This is a genomic window from Asticcacaulis sp. AC466, from assembly GCF_000495815.1.
Taxonomy (GTDB): Bacteria; Pseudomonadota; Alphaproteobacteria; order Caulobacterales; family Caulobacteraceae; genus Asticcacaulis.
The window spans coordinates 151,140-170,207 of the sequence record NZ_AWGE01000006.1 but is presented as its reverse complement, the minus strand read 5'-3'; the positions used below and the strand labels follow the sequence as shown (position 1 = coordinate 170,207).

At 61.3% G+C, this 19,068-nt stretch carries 13 protein-coding genes; 7 read left to right on the top strand and 6 right to left on the bottom strand.

What is annotated here, in order from left to right:
* Positions 1 to 2 precede the first annotated feature (2 nt).
* Positions 3 to 425: a GlcG/HbpS family heme-binding protein gene (locus AEAC466_RS29640; protein ID WP_023457417.1), complete on the bottom strand. Its 423-nt coding sequence runs from the start codon at positions 423 to 425 to the stop codon at positions 3 to 5.
* A 133-nt stretch (positions 426 to 558) separates the two neighbouring features.
* Here AEAC466_RS29640 and AEAC466_RS29635 point away from each other — a divergent pair, with 133 nt between their 5' ends.
* A complete protein-coding gene (locus AEAC466_RS29635) occupies positions 559 to 3,048 on the top strand; it encodes a glycoside hydrolase family 3 protein (RefSeq protein ID WP_023457416.1) in 2,490 nt (829 codons plus the stop codon).
* Positions 3,049 to 3,052: 4 nt separating this feature from the next.
* Here AEAC466_RS29635 and AEAC466_RS29630 read toward each other — a convergent pair whose 3' ends face one another.
* Genes AEAC466_RS29630 through AEAC466_RS29620 form a run of 3 tightly spaced genes read right to left on the bottom strand, consistent with a single transcriptional unit; the run spans position 3,053 to position 5,394 of the window.
* On the bottom strand, positions 3,053 to 3,310 hold the full coding sequence (locus AEAC466_RS29630; RefSeq protein WP_023457415.1) for a DUF6587 family protein: 258 nt from the start codon (positions 3,308 to 3,310) through the stop codon (positions 3,053 to 3,055).
* Between the two features lie 4 nt (positions 3,311 to 3,314).
* Positions 3,315 to 5,153: a ferrous iron transporter B gene (gene feoB, locus AEAC466_RS29625; protein WP_023457414.1), complete on the bottom strand. Its 1,839-nt coding sequence runs from the start codon at positions 5,151 to 5,153 to the stop codon at positions 3,315 to 3,317.
* A 1-nt stretch (position 5,154) separates the two neighbouring features.
* Positions 5,155 to 5,394, bottom strand: coding sequence for a FeoA family protein (locus AEAC466_RS29620; protein WP_023457413.1), 240 nt, complete (start codon positions 5,392 to 5,394; stop codon positions 5,155 to 5,157).
* A gap of 249 nt (positions 5,395 to 5,643) precedes the next feature.
* Between AEAC466_RS29620 and AEAC466_RS29615 the strand changes: the two genes are divergently transcribed.
* Positions 5,644 to 7,932, top strand: a complete 2,289-nt coding sequence (locus AEAC466_RS29615; protein WP_023457411.1) for a catecholate siderophore receptor Fiu — start codon at positions 5,644 to 5,646, stop codon at positions 7,930 to 7,932.
* Positions 7,933 to 8,000: 68 nt separating this feature from the next.
* Positions 8,001 to 8,681: a Fe2+-dependent dioxygenase gene (locus AEAC466_RS29610; RefSeq protein WP_023457410.1), complete on the top strand. Its 681-nt coding sequence runs from the start codon at positions 8,001 to 8,003 to the stop codon at positions 8,679 to 8,681.
* Between the two features lie 98 nt (positions 8,682 to 8,779).
* On the opposite strand, the gene AEAC466_RS29605 is transcribed toward AEAC466_RS29610, so the two are convergent.
* On the bottom strand, positions 8,780 to 9,487 hold the full coding sequence (locus tag AEAC466_RS29605; RefSeq protein WP_031238428.1) for a TetR/AcrR family transcriptional regulator: 708 nt from the start codon (positions 9,485 to 9,487) through the stop codon (positions 8,780 to 8,782).
* A gap of 319 nt (positions 9,488 to 9,806) precedes the next feature.
* Here AEAC466_RS29605 and AEAC466_RS29600 point away from each other — a divergent pair, with 319 nt between their 5' ends.
* The 3 genes from AEAC466_RS29600 (at position 9,807) to AEAC466_RS29590 (ending at position 15,783) form a co-directional block, all read left to right on the top strand.
* A complete protein-coding gene (locus tag AEAC466_RS29600) occupies positions 9,807 to 10,997 on the top strand; it encodes an efflux RND transporter periplasmic adaptor subunit (protein ID WP_023457408.1) in 1,191 nt (396 codons plus the stop codon).
* Positions 10,998 to 11,155: 158 nt separating this feature from the next.
* Positions 11,156 to 14,392 carry an efflux RND transporter permease subunit gene (locus tag AEAC466_RS29595; protein ID WP_023457407.1) on the top strand — a complete coding sequence of 1,079 codons (3,237 nt, stop codon included), beginning with the start codon at positions 11,156 to 11,158 and terminating at the stop codon, positions 14,390 to 14,392.
* Positions 14,392 to 15,783 (top strand): efflux transporter outer membrane subunit, encoded by a 1,392-nt coding sequence (locus tag AEAC466_RS29590; protein WP_023457406.1) that lies wholly within the window; start codon positions 14,392 to 14,394, stop codon positions 15,781 to 15,783. The genes AEAC466_RS29595 and AEAC466_RS29590 overlap by 1 nt, the downstream gene beginning before the upstream one ends.
* Before the next feature lie 74 nt (positions 15,784 to 15,857).
* Here AEAC466_RS29590 and AEAC466_RS29585 read toward each other — a convergent pair whose 3' ends face one another.
* A complete protein-coding gene (locus tag AEAC466_RS29585; protein ID WP_031238426.1) occupies positions 15,858 to 16,622 on the bottom strand; it encodes a FadR/GntR family transcriptional regulator in 765 nt (254 codons plus the stop codon).
* Between the two features lie 244 nt (positions 16,623 to 16,866).
* Here AEAC466_RS29585 and AEAC466_RS29580 point away from each other — a divergent pair, with 244 nt between their 5' ends.
* Positions 16,867 to 19,017 (top strand): alpha-glucuronidase family glycosyl hydrolase, encoded by a 2,151-nt coding sequence (locus AEAC466_RS29580; RefSeq protein ID WP_023457404.1) that lies wholly within the window; start codon positions 16,867 to 16,869, stop codon positions 19,015 to 19,017.
* The last annotated feature ends 51 nt before the right edge of the window (positions 19,018 to 19,068 follow it).

The following is a 19,068-nucleotide window of genomic DNA, read 5'->3' as shown; positions in this document are numbered from 1 at the left end:
TTTTATGCGTCCAGAGAGTTGAGAATTGCCGTGATGCCGATATGGGCGATTTCGAGATCTTCGACGCCGGACAGGCCGCTGACCGCGACGGCGCCAATACACTGACCGTTATATATGACGGGCGCGCCGCCATCCCAGCCAACATAGCGGGCATCGCCATGGTAATGCACGTCCGAGCCGTCAATTTGCGCGGCGCGCCCCAGGTCGCCGGACGGACCACGCACGCGGGCAGCCGTATACACCTTGTTCTGAGCGATGACGATCGGTGGCAAGGCGCAACCGTCCGTGCGCCATAGGGCCAGCAATTCGCCATGGCTGTCACCGACCGCGACGACGCCCGCCTTGCCGCGCGTCTTGAGCGCGTGGACGCAGGCATCTATAGCCAGGCGCGCTTCCGCTTCGCCCAAATTCAATGTGGTTTGCACCCGCGTCTCCTCAACTTTTTTATGGGTGAATCTGAATAGAGACGCGATATCACCGGTGTCAATAGGGACTTGACGACAACGCTGTCATCGTGATCCTCTGTAAAAAAATATAATCAGTGGAGAAGAAGCGCCCATGTCCCTCAGCCCCCTCTCGAAGGGCGCCGCCTCCGTGGCTGCGCTGCTTGTTGCCGTTGCCTTTGCGGTGGATGCCGCGCCCAAAAGCCCCTCCCCCACAGGCCCATCGCCAGCCGTCGTCCATCCGGGACTGTGGCCAGTCGCGAAGTCACCGATCGGTCTCGATCCGGGCATGGAAAAGCGCATCACCGCCATGTTGGCGCAGATGACGGTCGAAGAAAAGGTCGGCCAGGTCATACAGCCGGAATGGAAGACCATCAAACCGGAAGAGGTGGCAAAATACCACATTGGCTCAATAGAGAACGGCGGGGGCGCGGTGCCGAACGGCAACCCCCATGCAACGATGAAGGACTGGGTCGATCTGATCGAACCCTATTACCAGGCATCCGTACGGCCGGGCCAGAAGGTCACTATCCCGCTCATATGGGCATCGGACGCCGTGCATGGTCACAATAATGTCTACGGTGCGACCTTGTTTCCGCACAATATTGGCTTAGGCGCCGCGCATGATCCGGACCTGATCCGGCGCATCGGCGAAGTGACCGCCGCCGAGGTCCGGTCCACCGGCATGGACTGGTCCTTCGCGCCCACCATCGCCGTGGCGCGTGACGACCGTTGGGGCCGCACCTATGAAAGCTACTCCGAAGACCCTAAAATCGTTGCGCAATATGCCGCCGCCATGGTGGCGGGCATAGAGGGACAGGGCGCGACCTTCCTTGACGACAGCCATGTCATTTCGACCGCCAAGCATTTCCTGGGCGACGGATCGACCGACGGCGGACGCGATCAGGGAAATTCGACGGTTTCCGAAACCGACCTGGCCCGCCTGCATGGCGCCCCCTATGTCGAGGCCATCAATGCCGGCACACAGTCCGTCATGGCGTCCTACAACGCCTGGCACGGCACGAAGATGCACGCGAACCGGGCCTTGCTGACCGATGTGCTGAAAGGCCGGATGGGTTTCGATGGATTCGTCATGGGCGACTGGCTGGCCCATGGCCAGATTCCCGGCTGCACCAATTCCGACTGCGCCGCCGCCTTCAATGCCGGTCTGGACATTTTCAATCAGCCTCAGGACTGGAAGCTGCTGCACGCCAACCTGGTGCGCGACGTAAAAAATGGCACCATTTCTATGCAGCGCCTCGATGATGCCGTCCGCCGTATCCTTCGCGTCAAGATGCGCATGAAGGTTTTCGAGCAGCCTTCTCCCGCCAACCGCCCCGCGACCTACCGCCCGGTCGGTACGCCGGAACATCGCGCCGTTGCCCGCGAAGCCGTCGCCAAATCGCTCGTCTTGCTCAAAAATTCCGGCGTCCTGCCTTTGAAACCGATGGCCAGGGTGCTGATCGCTGGCGATGGCGCCAACAATATCGCCATGCAGTCGGGCGGCTGGACGCTCAGTTGGCAAGGCGCCGACAACAAAAATGCCGATTTTCCGGGCGCCACCTCCATCTATGAAGGACTCAAAGCCGAGATCGAAGCCTCCGGTGGCCAGGTCCTGTATAGCCCGGACGGCAGCGCACCCCAGACCCCGGACGTCGCTATCGTGGTATTCGGTGAAACGCCCTATGCCGAATTCATGGGCGATCAGTCAGATGTCGCCCTGCACCACGATAATGTCGAATCGCTTGCCCTGATCCGCAAGCTGAAGGCGCAGGGCATTCCTGTTGTCGCCGTAATGATGTCCGGCCGGCCTTTGTATGTGAATCCTCAGATCAACGCCGCCGATGCCTTTGTCGCTGCCTGGCTGCCCGGATCGGAAGGCGCCGGAATCGCTGATGTACTGACCGGCAAGCGCGATTTTCAGGGGCGTTTAAGTTTTTCGTGGCCAAAACGGCCAGACCAGACACCGCTGAATGTCGGTGACGCCAATTATGATCCGCAATTCGCCTATGGTTACGGGCTTAGCTACGCCGCGCCGGCGGTCACGCCCCACCTTGTCGAGGTGGCCGACACCGTCCGCTACGGCGAGAAAAACGTGTATTACACCAAGGGCACCGCTTGGAATGGTTATAAGATTAGCCTATCCGACGATGCCCAGCATCGCATGGAGTATGTCGGCACACAGGCAACCCTGTACGGCTCCGCGGCTCTGACGGTATCGCCGCAGGATGACGGTGCCTTGCACGCCATGTGGAACGGCAAGGCCAGGGCCGCGCTGGAAGTCGGCGCCGAAAAGCCCTCCGACATTGCCCGCGAAGCCAATGGCGCAATGATGATTTCACTGTCTGTCCGTGTCAATTCAGCGCCGACCGGCGAGGTGCGTCTGGGCGTCGGCACGGCGTCCGTCCCGGTCACAGCCTGGCTAAAAACGTCATCCCCTGCGGCCTATGCGACACTGGCCGTGCCCCTGTCCTGCTTCAAGGCGCAGGACCTGTCCGCAACGCCGAGCGTAGCCCGTATGGAAACGTCCAGCAGCCTGGATATATCAGTGGCGGATATTCGCCTGATCGAAACCAGGCCGGGGGCGGCCTGTCCTGCGGAATAGGGTCTTACCCCTTTTTCAGTTCCGACAGCGAACACCCCTTGCAACTGCCGCAGCCGGAGCCGCAGCCGCTATCGGTGATTTCGGCCGGTTTTAGGGTCTGCCCTATGGCTTGAACGACAGGGGGTAATTCGGCGCGGGTCAATGCGTCCGCGCCTTTCACCTGAAGCTCGCGGCTAAGCTTGGGCATGAGGCGGCGCAGCATCTGCACGACGCAGAAGGCGACAATGAGGACAATAATGACGGCCTGGACGTTGGCATACATGCGGTCAGACTCCCGGTACGAAATAGTGCGTGATCTGGTAGGTCAGGAACGCCGCAATATAGGCCAGGGCGAACAGATACCCAGCCGTCACGCCAACCATTTTCCAGGAATTGGTTTCGCGGCGGATCACGGCCAGGGTGGACAGACATTGCGGCGCGAAAACGTACCAGGCCATCAGGGACAAGGCCGTGGCGAGCGGCCACTGCGCCGAAATAAGGTGCCCCAGTTGATCGGCCACGGCGGCATCATCACCGGAGACCGAATAGACGGTGCCCAGCGCCGAAACGGCCACTTCGCGCGCAGCGAGACCGGGAATGAGGGCAACACAGATTTGCCAGTTGAAGCCGATGGGCGCGAAGACCGCTTCCATCCAATGGCCGATCATGCCGGCGACGGAGTAATCGATATCTGGGCCTTGCGCGCCCGCGGGCTTGCCGGGGAAGGTGGTCAGCACCCACAACAGGGTATTGACGGTAAAGATGATGCCGGTGATGCGGCGCATGAAGATCATGGCGCGTTCACCCAAACCGATGAGCAGGTTCTTGGCGTGCGGCAATCTATAGGACGGCAGTTCCATGATCAGCGGATGTTCGCTCTTGTCGCGCCGGAAGATCGACATGACGAGCGAGACCGTCAGCCCCCCCGTGATGCCGATGATATACATGCCGAACAGGATCAGGCCTTGCAGACTGACAAAACCCCACAGTTTTTGTTCTGGAACGAAGGCGGCGATGAGCAGCGTATAGACCGGAATGCGCGCCGAGCAGGTCATCAGGGGCGCGATAAGGATGGTGGTTATGCGGTCGCGGACATCGTGTATCGATCGCGTGGCCATAATGCCGGGAATGGCGCAGGCATGGCTGGACAACAAGGGAATGAACGACCGCCCCGTCAGGCCGGCCTTCGACATCAGGTTATCGAGCAGAAAGGCGGCGCGCGGCAGATAGCCGGACTCTTCGAGGATCAGAATAAAGAAAAACAGAATCAGAATCTGCGGCAGGAAGACGATCACCGCCCCCAGACCACCGATCAGGGCATCGGCAATGAAGCTTTTCAACAGGCCGTCCGGCAGGGTTTCCGTCACCACCCCGCCGAGCCAGCGCATACTGCCTTCAATGAAGTCCATGGCCGGCGTCGCCCAGGTGAAAACCGACTGGAACACCAAGAACATGATGACCACGAGTATGGGAATGCCGAGAACCGGGTTGAGCAGGATGCCATCCAGGCGGTCGTCGATCAGGGACGTCCGTGTCGGCATGACGACGGCAGCCTTAAGAATGCGGCGGACATCGCCGTGCAGGTCGCCGCTTTCACGAATTTCAGGCACGTGTGGCGCCACATTGGCGTCGAGATGCGCCACCAGCGCTGCCGTACCGTCCGCCTTGACCGCGACGGTTTCGATCACCTTAACACCCAGTTCCTGTTCCAGGCGGGCCGTATCGATCTGAATGCCGCGCTTGCGGGCCGCGTCCATCATGTTCAGCGCCAGAATCATCGGCCGCCCCAGGCGCTTGACCTCCAGCACGAAACGCAGATGCAGGCGCAGATTGGTGGCATCGGCGACGCAAACGATCAGGTCAGGCATGGTCTCGCCCGGCCGGCGCCCCAGGCAGATGTCCCGCGTAATAATCTCGTCCGGGCCCATGGCATCTAGACTATAGGTGCCGGGCAGGTCGAGCACCTGCACCTTGCGGCCGGAGGGCGCGGTGAAGTGGCCTTCCTTGCGCTCGACGGTCACACCGGCATAGTTGGCGACCTTTTGCTTGGCGCCCGTCAGTTGGTTGAAAAGCGCCGTCTTCCCGCAATTCGGGTTGCCGACGAGAGCAATTGTAAGCGTGTCCATCCTATGCCGCCCGCTCAACCGTCACCCGGGCCGCTTCCGAACGGCGCAGAGCGAAGCGCGTAAAGCCGATCTGTATCAGCAGGGGATCGGCGCCAATTGGCCCGCGCCCGACAACCTTGACCTCTTCACCCGTTACGAAACCCAATTCGCGCAAGCGATTACTGATCAGGTCGCCGTCATGTGCATCGACGACACCGGTCACCAAGGCAGGTGAAAAAGCGGGCAACTCAGTCAGTTTCATAAATAGTCACTCTAAAGGTTGCGAATGATTATCATTTATGAACCCTGCGGGTCAAGGGACATCGAGTCGCGGCGCTGCGACAATTCGCAGCGCACAGGCTTAAGACCGAAGATTCAGGCGGGAAGACGGCTTTTCATTGTCAAGAATGCAAGTTATTCGCAAAATTTCACTTGCAATTGATAATAGCTCGCAATAACACGCTTGGCGACGCCGACTCCCCCTCCGGCAAAATCTGAGAGAAAATACATCATGTCCGCCTCCATTCGCAGCCGTAAACACCCCGTCAATCCCTATGCCATCGCCCTGGCTGCCATCGCTCTTCCCAGCATCGCCCTCCCCGCCCTGGCCGACGCCGCCGCTGACGCAGGCGCCGATTTAAATGATCGCGGCACCGAGGTGACCGTGAAGGGCGAACGCCACGGGCCGTACAAGGCAGACCACACCTCCTCTCCGAAAAAGACTCAGGCGCTGATCGACACACCGCAAACGGTCGCCGTCATCAGCAAGGAAGTGTTGCAGGACCAAAACGCGACCACCCTGATCGACGCTTTGCGCAACACACCGGGCATTACCATGCAGCTGGGTGAAAACGGCAATACCAGCGCCGGCGACACCTTCCAGCTACGCGGGTTTTCGGCTCAGTCATCGGTATTTCTGGACGGGGTCCGCGACCTTGGCGCTGTGTCGCGCGATGTGTTCAATGTCGAGCAGGTCGAGGTCGCGAAGGGGCCGGCCGGCGCGGACATCGGTCGCGGCGCATCGTCCGGCTATATCAATCTGGTGTCCAAGCTGCCAACGCTTAAAGGCGGGCACTCGGCGACCGCCAGCGTATATAGCCAGGGCGGCGCCCGCGCCACGGCCGACGTCAATTTCCGCACCGGTGAAACCAGCGCCTTCCGTCTGAATATCATGGCCCAGGATATCGATGTTGCCGGTCGCGACCACGTCAACAATACCGGTTACGGTATCGCGCCGTCCTTCGCTATCGGCCTGGGCACGGACACGCGGTTTTACGTCTTCGCGCAGGCCCTTCATCAGGACAATCTGCCCGACGGCGGCATCTCAGCCATCGGCTATGACGGCTATTTTAACAGCGTTCCCGCCCTCAGTGCCGGAAAGCGGGTGAACCGCGAAAACTTCTACGGCAGCGCCGATGACTACGAAAAGGTCGATGCCGCCATGCTGACCGGAAAGGTCGAGCACAATTTCGCCGGCGGCGCGGTTCTGACCAACACCAGTCGATATGGTCAAAACAGCATGAACCGGGTTCTGACCGGTATCAGCGCGGGGTCTTCGGGCATCGACGCGATCAACCCGGCGGACCCGTCAACCTGGACCATGACGCGCAACCGTCAGCGCGTCGATCAGGACAACAAGATACTCATCAACACCACCAATGTCAGCCTGACGACGCATACCGGCACATGGGAACACGATTTGGCCATCGGAGCGGAAGTCTCGTATGAAAGCCAGTTCAACCGCACCTACAGCACCTCGGCCATGGGCGTAACCGACATCGTGCCGCCAAGCAATCTGTACACGCCGAACTCAGACACCGCCCTGCCGATGCCGCGCGCAACCGGGGCCTATACGGATGGCAATACGGTGACCGTGGCGGCCTACGCCTTCGACACCATCAAGCTAGACGAAAAATGGCTGCTAAACGCAGGCCTGCGCCTGGACAATTACGCCACAGAAACCGATGTCGCCAAAGCGGGTACGGCCCCCGCCTATACGCCGACGGTCGACCACCTCAAGGCGTCAGGCACCCTGGCCAGCTGGAACCTCGGTGTCGTCTACAAGCCGCGTCACAATGGCAGCCTGTACATTGCCTATGGCAATTCTCTGACCCCGCCCGGCGGGAACAATTTCGTTCTCAGCGCTTCGGCGTCGAGCACATCGAACTCGGCCTTCGATCCGGTTGAGGTCGGTAATCTCGAAGTCGGGACGAAGTGGGACCTGATGTCGAAAAAGGTATCGCTCACCGCGGCCTGGTACCAGACGATCGCCAAGAACGAGCTGACCCTGGCCGACCCGCTGAACCCGACTTCTTTCCTTCAGGTCGGTGAACGCAAGGTTGACGGCATCGAACTGGGTCTGGTCGGTCAAATCACCCCAGGCTGGCAGATCTCAGCCGGGGTGCAGACCCTGCACACCGAAATCACCGGCGGAACGACCGGCAACAACTCCGAAGGCGCGGCCGCCCGTTGGTCGCCGAAGCTGACCGGCACGGTCTGGACAACCTACAAGGTGACACCGAAATTCACGATCGGCGGTGGCGCGTCCTATACCGGCGACCAACTGCGCGTCGTCGACCCCAGCGTCAATCTCGCCCAATCGCCTGGCCTGGCAAAAATCCCCGAATACTGGGTCGCCAATGCCATGGCCTCCTATGACATTACATCGCGTGTGGCGCTTCAGCTCAACATCTACAACCTGTTCGATGAAGACTATATCGCCACCCTCAACAATGGCGGTTCACGCCTGACGCCAGGCGCGCCGCTCAGCGGCACCCTGACCCTGAACGTCAGGTTCTGACCGTAGCCGACGGGCTGTCAAGCGCTCCGGTTTACGCCGGAGCGCTTTGTCTATAAGGAGTATGGACCATGATGCTGCACATTCCCGACGTTCTGACGTCCGCCGAACTGACCCATATTCGCGGTGTGCTGGCCCAGGCCGGCTGGACCGACGGCCGCCACACGACGGGCGCGCAGGCGGCCGGGCAAAAATGGAACTACCAGTTGCCCGTCCTGGCGCCGGAAGCGCAACCCCTGGCCAATCTGGTTCGCGGCGCCTTGTTGCGTCACCCACTGTTTCAATCGGCGGCGCTGCCGAAAACGGTCCTGACGCCACGCTTCAACGCCTATGAAGACGGCGGTTACTTCGGCAATCACGTCGATGGAGCCATCCAGCCCGATCCCGTCACGCAAGCCATGGTGCGCACCGATGTGTCGACCACCGTCTTTCTGAGTGATCCGGATGATTATGACGGCGGCGAACTCGTCGTCGAAGACACGTACGGCGCCCACGAAGTCAAGTTGAAGGCTGGCGATGCGATCCTGTATCCGGGAACCAGCATCCATCGCGTTGAGCCGGTGACGCGCGGGATGCGGCTGGCGTCCTTTATCTGGACACAGTCAATGGTGCGTGACAGCCATCGCCGCCAGATGCTGTTCGACCTGGATATGACCATTTTGAAGCTGCGGGCGCAATTGGGCGACACGCCGGAAGTGGTCGCACTTACGGCCCACTATCACAATCTGATCCGCCAGTGGGCGGAGCTCTAGCTAGAGCATTCGTCGGCTCAGTTGAGCCGCCTCATGGCTCTTTTTTTGTAACGCCTCATATTTTCCGAAAAGTGGTGTCCACTTTTCGGCATAAGGCTCTAGGGAAACAGGAAGCTTGTCGTCGCGTCGACGATGGCCTTCAGGTCGTCGCGGCTGGCACCGGCCCGAGCCCGAACGGCCAGACTGGAGGTGAGGGAGGTGATCATTTGTGACATCACCTTCGGATTCTGATTGGAACCGATATGACCCATTTCCTGCGCCTTGACGAAGAACCGTTCAAAGCGGGCATCGAACTCTTCGATCGTGCCCTGCAATACGCTCATGATCGATTCATGCCGCGGCGCTTCGTTCAGAGCCGTGCACATGAAGGCGCAACCCAGGCACTCACCGGCTTCCGACTCACCGTCTACATCGCCGGTATATGACCGGATCATGACGTCGAAATAGCGGTTTATGATGCCGCGCAGATTGTCGTTCGAACCGTTGCATTGCAGCACCTGATCCAGCTGCCCGGAAATACCTTGGCGATAGCGCTCCATGGCCTTGAGATACAGCGCTTCCTTGTCGCCGAACGTCGCTGACAGGCTAGGCCGGCTGACGCCCGTCGCAGCGGCAATATCGTCTAGCGACGTATTGGCGAACCCCCGCATCCAAAACATCTCCAGCACGGTTTCCAGCACGGCGTCGGGATCGAAGGCGCGGGGTCGTCCGCGTTTGCGCGGAGCTTCGCAGGCACAGGCTTGCGGATCGACCGCCTCGCCGCCGCACGCCACATCGGGCAATTCAAACGCTTTGAAATCGTCCACGATACAAACTCCAAACCCAAAAGCGGCAACTGCCATTTATTGGCGATCCCGCAGAGTAATCCTCTTCTGCCGCGGAGGCCAGCCTGAAAAAGCGGGCGATTCTGCGGCATTTACGGCGCCTTGGCAGAGCCTTAGATCCTGCCTTAGCATATTTATTTGCGATGTCGCATAAAAATATGTTTACAAAATGACAGGCCCGGACTATTTAACTGCGACGCCGCATAAAATAAGCCTGCACCCGAGAAGCGCAAGCCCTTTTGCCGCCAACCGCCAGTATGCGTTCTCCCTCCTGCTCCTTTCTCCCCAAAGGAAATCCGTTATGTTCGACCCTGTCATCTCCACCCTCAAGCTTAATCGCTATCGCAAAATACTTGTCGCCGGTGCTGTATCCCTGACCGTCCTGGCCGCTGCCGGCATCGGAACGGCCCTGACCACCCAGGCCGCCAGCCAGGTTCAGGCGCCCGCCGCCACACCCGTCACCGTTTCGGTCGTTGCCTTGCAAAACGCCGCCCAATGGACCGATTTTTCCGGCCATCTCGAAGCCGTCGATCGCGTGGAAATCCGCCCGCGCGTTGCCGGTGCCGTTAAGGCCATCCACTTCCGCGAAGGTGCTCTGGTCAAGGCCGGCGACTTGCTGGTCACCATAGATCCGGCAACCTACCAAGCCGAAGCGGCCCGCGCACAGGCTGAGGTCTCCGCCGCCTCTGCCCGGTTGACCCTGGCCACATCCGAAGCCGCCCGCGCCCAGCGTTTGTGGAACGATCACGCCATTGCGCAATCCGAACTGGAAAGCCGCACCAATGACCTGAAGGCGGCCGAAGCCAATCTGGCTGCGGCGCGCGCCAATCTGCAAACCGCCAACCTGAACCTCAGCTACACCCAGGTTCGCGCCCCGGTCTCCGGCCGCGTCGGCCGTATCGAGGTAACCGTCGGGAACCTGATCGGGGCCGGCCCGCAGTCACAAGTTCTGACGACCCTGGTTTCGGTCAGCCCGATCTATGCCAGCTTCGACGCCGACGAAGCGGTCATCAACCGCACCCTTGCCGACCTGGGCACAACCTCTCTGGAAACCATCCCAGTCACGGTTGACACAGATGCGAGCAGCGAGCCCATCTCCGGCCACCTGCAACTGATCGACAACCAGTTCGACGGCACCAGCGGGACCCTTCGCGCCCGCGCCGTCTTCCAGAATGCCGAAGGCAAGCTGATCCCCGGTCAGTTCGTCCGCGTCCATATGGGTGCGGCCCAGCAAAAGCCGGTCCTGCTCGTCTCGGAGCTGGCTATCGGCACCGATCAGAATAAGCGCTTCGTCTATGTCGTCGGCGCCGATCACAAGGTGGCCTATCGCGAAGTGACGATCGGCGGGACGGCCAATGGCCTGCGCATCGTCACCTCCGGTCTGAAGGACGGCGAACGCATCATCGTCAGCGGTCTCCAGCATGTCGGTCCCGGTTCCGTCGTCGCTGAAACCGTCGTGGCGATGGGCAAGACCGCCGCCCCGAAAGCCTGATAACACCCTGACCTCAGCTCTATAAGCGCCCACCGTGACCGAAGCCGGTCACGGTTCCGCCCGCTCCCTGCCTGCCCTGAAACGGGTAGACGGCGCATCGCCTTGCGACGCGGCGGCGGGCGACGCTTACCTCAAATCCGCCAGCTCAAGAGGCAAACATGAACCTCTCCAAATTCTTTATCGACAGGCCGATCTTCGCCGGGGTGCTCTCCCTGCTGATCCTTGTCGCCGGGCTGCTCAGCCTGCGCGTCCTGCCTGTCTCCGAATATCCCGAAGTGGTGCCGCCCCAGGTCGTGGTGCGCGCCGCCTATCCCGGCGCATCCCCCGCCGTCATTGCCGAAACCGTCGCCGCACCGATCGAAGAAGCGGTCAACGGCGTCGAGAACATGCTCTACATGTCGTCGCAGGCAACAGCCGACGGCCAGATGACCCTGACCGTCACCTTCAAGCTCGGCACCAATGCCGATCTGGCGCAACAAATGGTACAGAACCGCGTATCGCAGGCCGAAGCTCGTCTTCCGGCCGACGTCCGCGCACTCGGCATCACAACGCAGAAGAGCCAATCCTCCCTGCCGCTGGTGGTGCATATCACGTCGCCCAATGGCCGCTACGACGCGACCTATCTGCGCAACTACGCCCTGCTCCATGTCAAGGATCGCCTGCAAGCCATCAAGGGCGTCGGCCCGATCCAGATGTTCGGTGGCGGCGATTATGCCATGCGCGTCTGGCTCGATCCGCAAAAGGTCGCTGAGCGCGGCCTGTCGGCCTCCCAGGTCGCCGACGCCATCCGCTCCGAAAACGTCCAGGCCGCCGCCGGCGTCATCGGCGCCTCGCCCGGCCTGCCCGACCTTACCCTGCAACTGTCGGTCAATGCCCAGGGCCGCCTGAGCACCGAAGAAGACTTCCGCAACATCATCGTCAAAACCGGCGCCGACGGGGCCGTTACCCGCCTCGGCGACATCGCCCGCATTGAAATGGGTGCGTCGGACTATGCCCTGCGCTCACTGCTCGACAACAAGAACGCGGTCGGCATTCCCATCTTCGAAACCGCCGGCGCCAATTCACTTCAGTTGTCCAAAGAGGTCCACGAGACCATGGAACAGTTGAAAAAAGCCATGCCGGAAGGCGTCTCCTACGAGATCGCCTACGACACCTCAGAATATGTCCACGAATCGATCGACTCGGTCATCCACACCCTGCTCGAAGCCATCATACTGGTCGTTATCGTCGTCATCCTGTTCCTGCAAACCTGGCGCGCCTCGATCATCCCGCTGCTGGCCGTGCCTGTTTCGGTTATCGGCACCTTCGCGGTGATGCACCTCTTCGGCTTCACCATCAACGCCTTGACCCTGTTCGGACTGGTGCTGGCCATCGGTATCGTGGTCGATGACGCCATCGTCGTCGTCGAAAACGTCGAACGCAATATCGAAGCCGGCAAGTCTCCTCGCCAGGCCACCTATCAGGCCATGCGCGAAGTCTCCGGCCCGATCATCGCCATTGCGCTCGTCCTTGTGGCGGTCTTTGTGCCTTTGGCCTTCATTACCGGCCTGTCGGGTCAGTTCTACCGCCAGTTTTCGCTGACCATCGCCATCTCGACCGTGATTTCGGCGATCAACTCGCTCACTTTGTCGCCCGCCCTGGCGGCCTTGCTGCTCAAGGGGCACAATGCCCCCAAGGACGGCCTGACCCGCTTCATGGACAAATGGCTGGGCGGGTTCTTTGCCCGCTTCAACCGCACCTTCAAGCGTGGATCGGAAGCCTATGGCAAGAGCGTCGGCAAAACGGCTACCCGCAAGGGCCTGATGCTCGGCCTCTATGCCGGTCTGGCCGCCCTGGCCTATGTCATGTTCCAGGTCGTCCCCGGCGGCTTCATCCCGCAGCAGGACAAGGCCTATCTGGTCGGCATGGTCAAGCTGCCGGACGGCGCGACGCTCGATCGCACAGAAGCCGTCGCCCGCAAGGTCTCGGAAATCGCCGCCCAGACGCCGGGCGTCGCCCACGCCCTGGCCTTCCCCGGCCTGTCGATCAACGGCTTTACTATCGCCTCCAACGAAGCCGTCGTCTTCATGCCGCTGAAGCCGTTCAAGGAACGCCATGGCGCGGCCCTGTCCGCTGGTGCCATCGCCGGTGCGCTTAACGGCAAACTGGCCGGTATCCAGGAAGGTTATGCCGTCATGTTCCCGCCGCCGCCACTGCTCGGTCTCGGCACCACGGGCGGCTTCAAGCTGCAACTGGAAGACCGCGCCGGCCTCGGCTACGCCAAGCTCGACGAAGCCACCAAGGCCTTCATCGCCAAGGCGTCGCAGACCAAGGAACTGGCCGGGGTGTTCAGCGGCTACAATATCAACACGCCGCAGCTCTACGCCGATATCGACCGCACCCGCGCCCGCCAGTTGGGCGTTAGCGTCAGCGATATCTTCGCCACCATGCAGATCTATCTCGGTTCGCAATATGTCAACGACTTCAACCGCTTCGGCCGCACCTACAGCGTCCGGGTCCAGGCCGATGCCCCGTATCGCGCCCACCCGGAAGACATAGGCAAGCTTAAGGTCCGCTCGGCATCCGGCGAAATGATTCCGCTCGCTGCCGTCCTCAAGGTCGATCCGACCTCCGGCCCGGTCATGGCCAGCCGCTACAACGGCTACCTGTCCGCCGACATCTCAGGCGGTCCGGCACCCGGCTATTCGTCCGGCCAGGCTCAGGACGCGATCAAGCGCATCGCCGCCGAAACCCTGCCGTCCGGTATCGACTACGAATGGACAGAACTGACCTACCAGCAGATCCTGGCCGGCGATTCATCATCGCTCGTCTTCCCGCTGGTCATCCTACTGGTCTTCCTCGTCCTCGCCGCCCAGTATGAAAGCGTCGTCCTGCCGATCTCGATCATCCTGATCGTGCCGATGGGCCTGCTGTCCGCCATGGTCGGGGTTTTCCTGACCCATAGCGACAACAACATCTTCACCCAGATCGGCCTGTTCGTCCTGGTGGGGCTGTCGGCGAAGAACGCCATCCTGATCGTCGAATTCGCCCGTGAACTCGAACTGACGGGGCTCAATCCGCTGGAAGCCGCCATTCGCGCCTCCCGCCTGCGGCTGCGCCCGATCCTGATGACGTCCATCGCCTTCATTATGGGTGTCCTGCCGCTTGTCACCTCGCAAGGGGCAGGGGCCGAAATGCGCCGCGCCATGGGGATCGCCGTATTCAGCGGCATGATCGGGGCCACCCTGATCGGCTTGTTCATGACGCCTTTCTTCTATGTCCTGCTGCGCGCCCTGTCGGGCAACCGGCCGCTCAAGTCGCACACCTCGACGCTCGAAGGCGAAGAGGATGTGTACGATGAGCTCGCGCCGCAACCGACCTCTACGCCCGCCAAACTCAAGCCGGAGGCTTTCTGATGAAACGCCTGATTTCCCTCACCCTCGCCGCCGCCCTGCTGAGCGGCTGCGCCACCGCCCCGCTCCAGCAGGCAGCCGTGGAGACCCCCGCCGCCTTTGCCGGCCAGACCACAGCCGGCGTCCGTGCGCCGACACCGGTCGGCACCTGGTGGCTGGTCTTCAACGACGATGCCTTGAACGGCCTCATGGCCCGCGCCATGGAGAAGAACAACGACATCAAACTGGCCTATGCTCGCCTCGATCAGGCCCAGGCCTTGCTGGGGGCGTCCCGTGCCGACCTGTGGCCCCAGCTTGGCACCGGCTATTCCGTCAACCATGGGGCCAATCCGGTCCTGAACAATGGCTCGACCAAGCCCGGTACGACCCACACCCTGGGGGCTGACCTCAGCTATGAAGTCGACCTGTTCGGGCGTTTGCGTGCCGCCGCCGGTGCGGCCAGTTTCGATGCACAATCGAATGAGGCCATGCTGCGCGATACCCAACTGCTGGTCCAGGCCCGTGTCGCCGAAAGCTATTTCGCCCTGCGCGCCCTCGATGAAGACCGCGCTATCGTGAGCGACACCCTCACTGCCTACCGCGGCAGTCTGTCGGTCACGCAACGCCGCTTCCAGGAAGGCGATGTCGCCGAGCTGGATGTCGCCCGTCTCCAGACCGAGGTTGCATCGACTGAAGCGGCGTCCGCCGCGCTCGACCAACAACGCGCTCAGGTCGCCCATGCCCTGGCCGTCCTGCTCGGCGAGCCGGCCAGCACGTTCAATTTCGGTGTCGCACAATGGGCCTCCCAGCCTTGGGCCAGCGCCGTGCCGGTTATTCCCGCCGGCATACCCGCCGACATCCTGCATCGCCGCCCCGATGTCGCATCCGCCGAAGCGTCGCTTTACGCCGCGCAACGCCGCGTCGGTATCGCGAAGGCGGCCTGGTTCCCAACGCTGAGCCTGACCGCCAATGGCGGCTACGCGTCGGGCGACCTAGACACCCTGTTCAAGGACGCGGCGCGAACCTGGTCCTTGACCGGAATTCTGTCGCAGGCGATTTTCGACGGCGGCCGCCGCCGCGCCGGTGTCGATTACGCGAAAGGCGGTCTCGAAGCCGCCTTCGCTCAATACCGGCAAGCCGGCCTGGTCGCCTTCGCCGATGTCGAGGACCAGTTGTCCGACCTGACCTATCTCAAGCAGCAGCAGGCATCGCAGGATCAGGCGGTCGCCGCCGCCACCCGCGCGCTGAACATGTCGCAGTCACGCTACACCAACGGCTCGTCGTCACAGCTTGAGGTGCTCGATGCCCAGCGGCAACTGCTCACCATAAGGCGTCAGGCCCTGCGTGTGCGGGCGGCGCAATACCAGTCCACCGTCGGCCTGATCAGAGCCCTCGGCGGGGGGTGGTCGGCCTGATCTGGCGGCCAGGCTGACCCCTTACAGGCGCGCGGCAAAGCTGCGCGCCTGTTTTCAGTTCAGATGTCCTTTATTCAGATATCCTGGGAAATGGCCTTGAAGCGCCCAGCCATGGCCTTGCGGCGGTCATGGCTGGCTTGCTTTGCGCTTTCGACCGCCAACACTTCCGTGGCGTTGAGCAGGTGTTCGATAACGCGGTCCATATGTTCGTGCATGGCCTGACGCGCGGCGGACGACGACCGACTGCGCAAGGCTTCGAGAATTCCCGTATGCTCGTTGATACGCTGCTTCATGCCCATGTCGGCAGCCCGGGCCAGGACCATCTTGGCGAAAGGCGATTGGTAGCGCCAGTCCCACAGATTTTCGACCGTCGTGATCAGCGCACCGTTACCGGTGATATTGGCGATCATGACATGGAACTCCCGGTCGGCCTTTTCCGCCTTGACCGGATCCTTGTCGTCCATGGCCTTGACCAGTTTTTCGAGCTCGGCGATGTCCGTATCGTGAACCAGTGCCGCCGCCATGGCCGCGACCTCGCCTTCGAACAGACGCCGCGCCTCTATCAATTCAAATGCGCCAATTTCCGAGTCGGTAATGGGCGGCGCCTTGGCAGCGTGGCCGGTGCCGGTGACCAAAATGCCGTGACCGTGCTTGGCTTCGATCAGGCCCAGGATTTCCAGCGCGATCAAAGCTTCGCGCAGGGTGGGTCGGCTGACACCGAATTGCAGGGCCAGATCGCGCTCCGTCGGCAGGCGGTCGCCGGGCCTGTACCGCCCCGACTCGATTTCGGCGGCGATAGAATCGGCTATCTGACGATAGAGCTTCTTGGTATCTGACATTATGCGGTCAAGGGATAAGGCTAAACCATTGGTATGACCTTTAACCACGCCCGACACAATAAAGAAAGGACCAACGACGCAAAGCCTGCACCTTAAAGACGCTGAGAATGCCCAAATCTGGCCACTTACCTGCCGATAAATCGCGTCGGGACAGACGGATATTTAATTGCTAGTCTGTTCGGCGCCTGCGTCATTCACTCGCTTTGTCCGCGCCGGGAAAAAGTCACCGCCGAAAAGGTTCGTTATGCATCATTGGTCATACCGCTGGATTACCGTCGCCCGTATCGCCATCGCCTGTATTACCCTCGTCGCCGCGACATCCCCACTCCAGGCCAAGCCGGCACGGGCGGAGGACGGTTACGATCTGTGGTTGCGCTACCGGCCGGTAGACGCGTCCTTTGCCGCGCAGTACAGACCGCATGCGACCGCCATCATCGGCGGCAATACCCCCATCCTGACCCGCGCAAAGGCCGAATTGCAACGCGGGCTGGACGGCCTGCTTGACCAGAAAACGCCCATTGTCGACTTGCCGGTAGATGGCGCCGTCATGCTGGTCACGGAGGACAAAAGCGTACCGGAAGAGGGCTACCGTATCCAAGCCCGCACCCTCGACAGCCATGAGGTGACAATCATTTCGGCGCGGACCGACCAAGGTGCGCTTTATGGCGCCTTCCGCTTTCTGCGCCAGATCCAGACGCGCCAAAGCCTTGATCACATCAACATCGATGATGCGCCGAAAATCAAGCTGCGCATCATCGACCATTGGGACAATCTCAACGGCACGGTCGAACGCGGCTATTCCGGCAGCTCGATTTTCGATTGGTGGCGGCTGCCCGATCTGGTCGATCCGCGCCTGACCGACTATGCCCGCGCCGAAGCCTCGATCGGCATCAATGGTGTGGTGCTCAACAATGTCAACGCCAAAGCCGACAGCCTGACCGAACCCTATCTGCGCAAGACCGAAGCTGTGGCGCAGGTCCTGCGCCCGTACGGCGTCAAGGTTTACCTGTCGGCGCGTTTTTCCGCCCCCATCGAACTGGGGGGGCTGAAAACCGCCGATCCGCTCGATCCCGCCGTTCAGGCCTGGTGGGCCGCCAAGGCAGATGAGATCTACAGGATTATCCCCGATTTCGGCGGTTTCCTCGTAAAGGCCAACTCCGAAGGCCAGCCCGGCCCTGGCGATTACGGCCGCAACCATGCCCAGGGCGCCAACATGCTGGCGGCGGCGCTCAAACCGCACGGCGGCATCGTTATGTGGCGCGCCTTTGTCTATTCCGAGCATGATGCCGATGACCGCGCCAAACAGGCCTATAACGAATTTGCCCCGGTCGAAGGCCAGTTCGCCGACAATGTCCTGCTGCAAATCAAGAACGGGCCCATCGACTTTCAGCCGCGCGAGCCTTTCCACCCCTTGTTCGGCGCCATGCCCAAAACCAACGAGATGCTGGAAGTGCAGATCACCAAGGAATATCTCGGCCAGGGCACGCACCTGGTCTATCAGGGGCCGCTCTATGAAGAGACGCTGAAGGCCGACACCTTCGCCAAGGGCAAGGGCTCAACCGTCGCCAGAATTATCGACGGTTCGCTCGATGGCCACGCCCTGACCGGCATTGCGGGCGTGTCTAATGTCGGCGACGACCGCAACTGGACGGCGCACGATTTCAGCCAGGCCGACTGGTACGCCTTCGGACGGCTGGCCTGGGACCCGGAGGCCTCAAGCCGCGACATTGCCGACGATTGGGTAAAAATGACCTTCTCCGCCGATCCGGCCTTCGTGAAGCCCGTTGTCGAGATGATGATGAACTCGCGCGAAACGGCGGCGAACTACATGACGCCGCTCGGGCTGGCGCATCAGATGGCGACAGGGCATCACTATGGACCCGGACCGTGGGTCTGCGATCTGGCGCGGCCGGAATGGAACCCATGCTACTACGCCAAAGCGGACGCTCAGGGCATCGGTTTCGACCGTACGGCCACTGGCTCCAACGCGCTTGCGCAATATACGCCCAAGGCGGCCAGGCTGTGGGCTGACCCGAAGACCATGGACGAACGTTACCTGCTGTGGTTCCACCATCTGCCCTGGACGTATAGGGTCCAGTCGGGCCGCAGCCTGTGGGACGAACTGGTTATCGACTATGACGCCGGCGCGCGGTCTGCCACCGATATGCGCCGGACCTGGTCGGCCTTGAGCGCCTATGTCGATCCGCAACGCTTCGCCGCCATATCGGCCAATCTGACCATTCAGGAACGCGAAGCAAAATGGTGGCGTGACGCCTCCATTGCCTATTTCCAGTCGAAGTCCGGCCTGCCCCTGCCCGCCGGCATTGCCGCGCCAGCGCACGATTTGGACTATTATAAGGGCCTCAACTTCCCCTATGCTCCAGGTCACAACTGATTGAACCCGGTCAGGTATGCAGCCCACTCTGCTTTTTATGTTTTGGAGCCC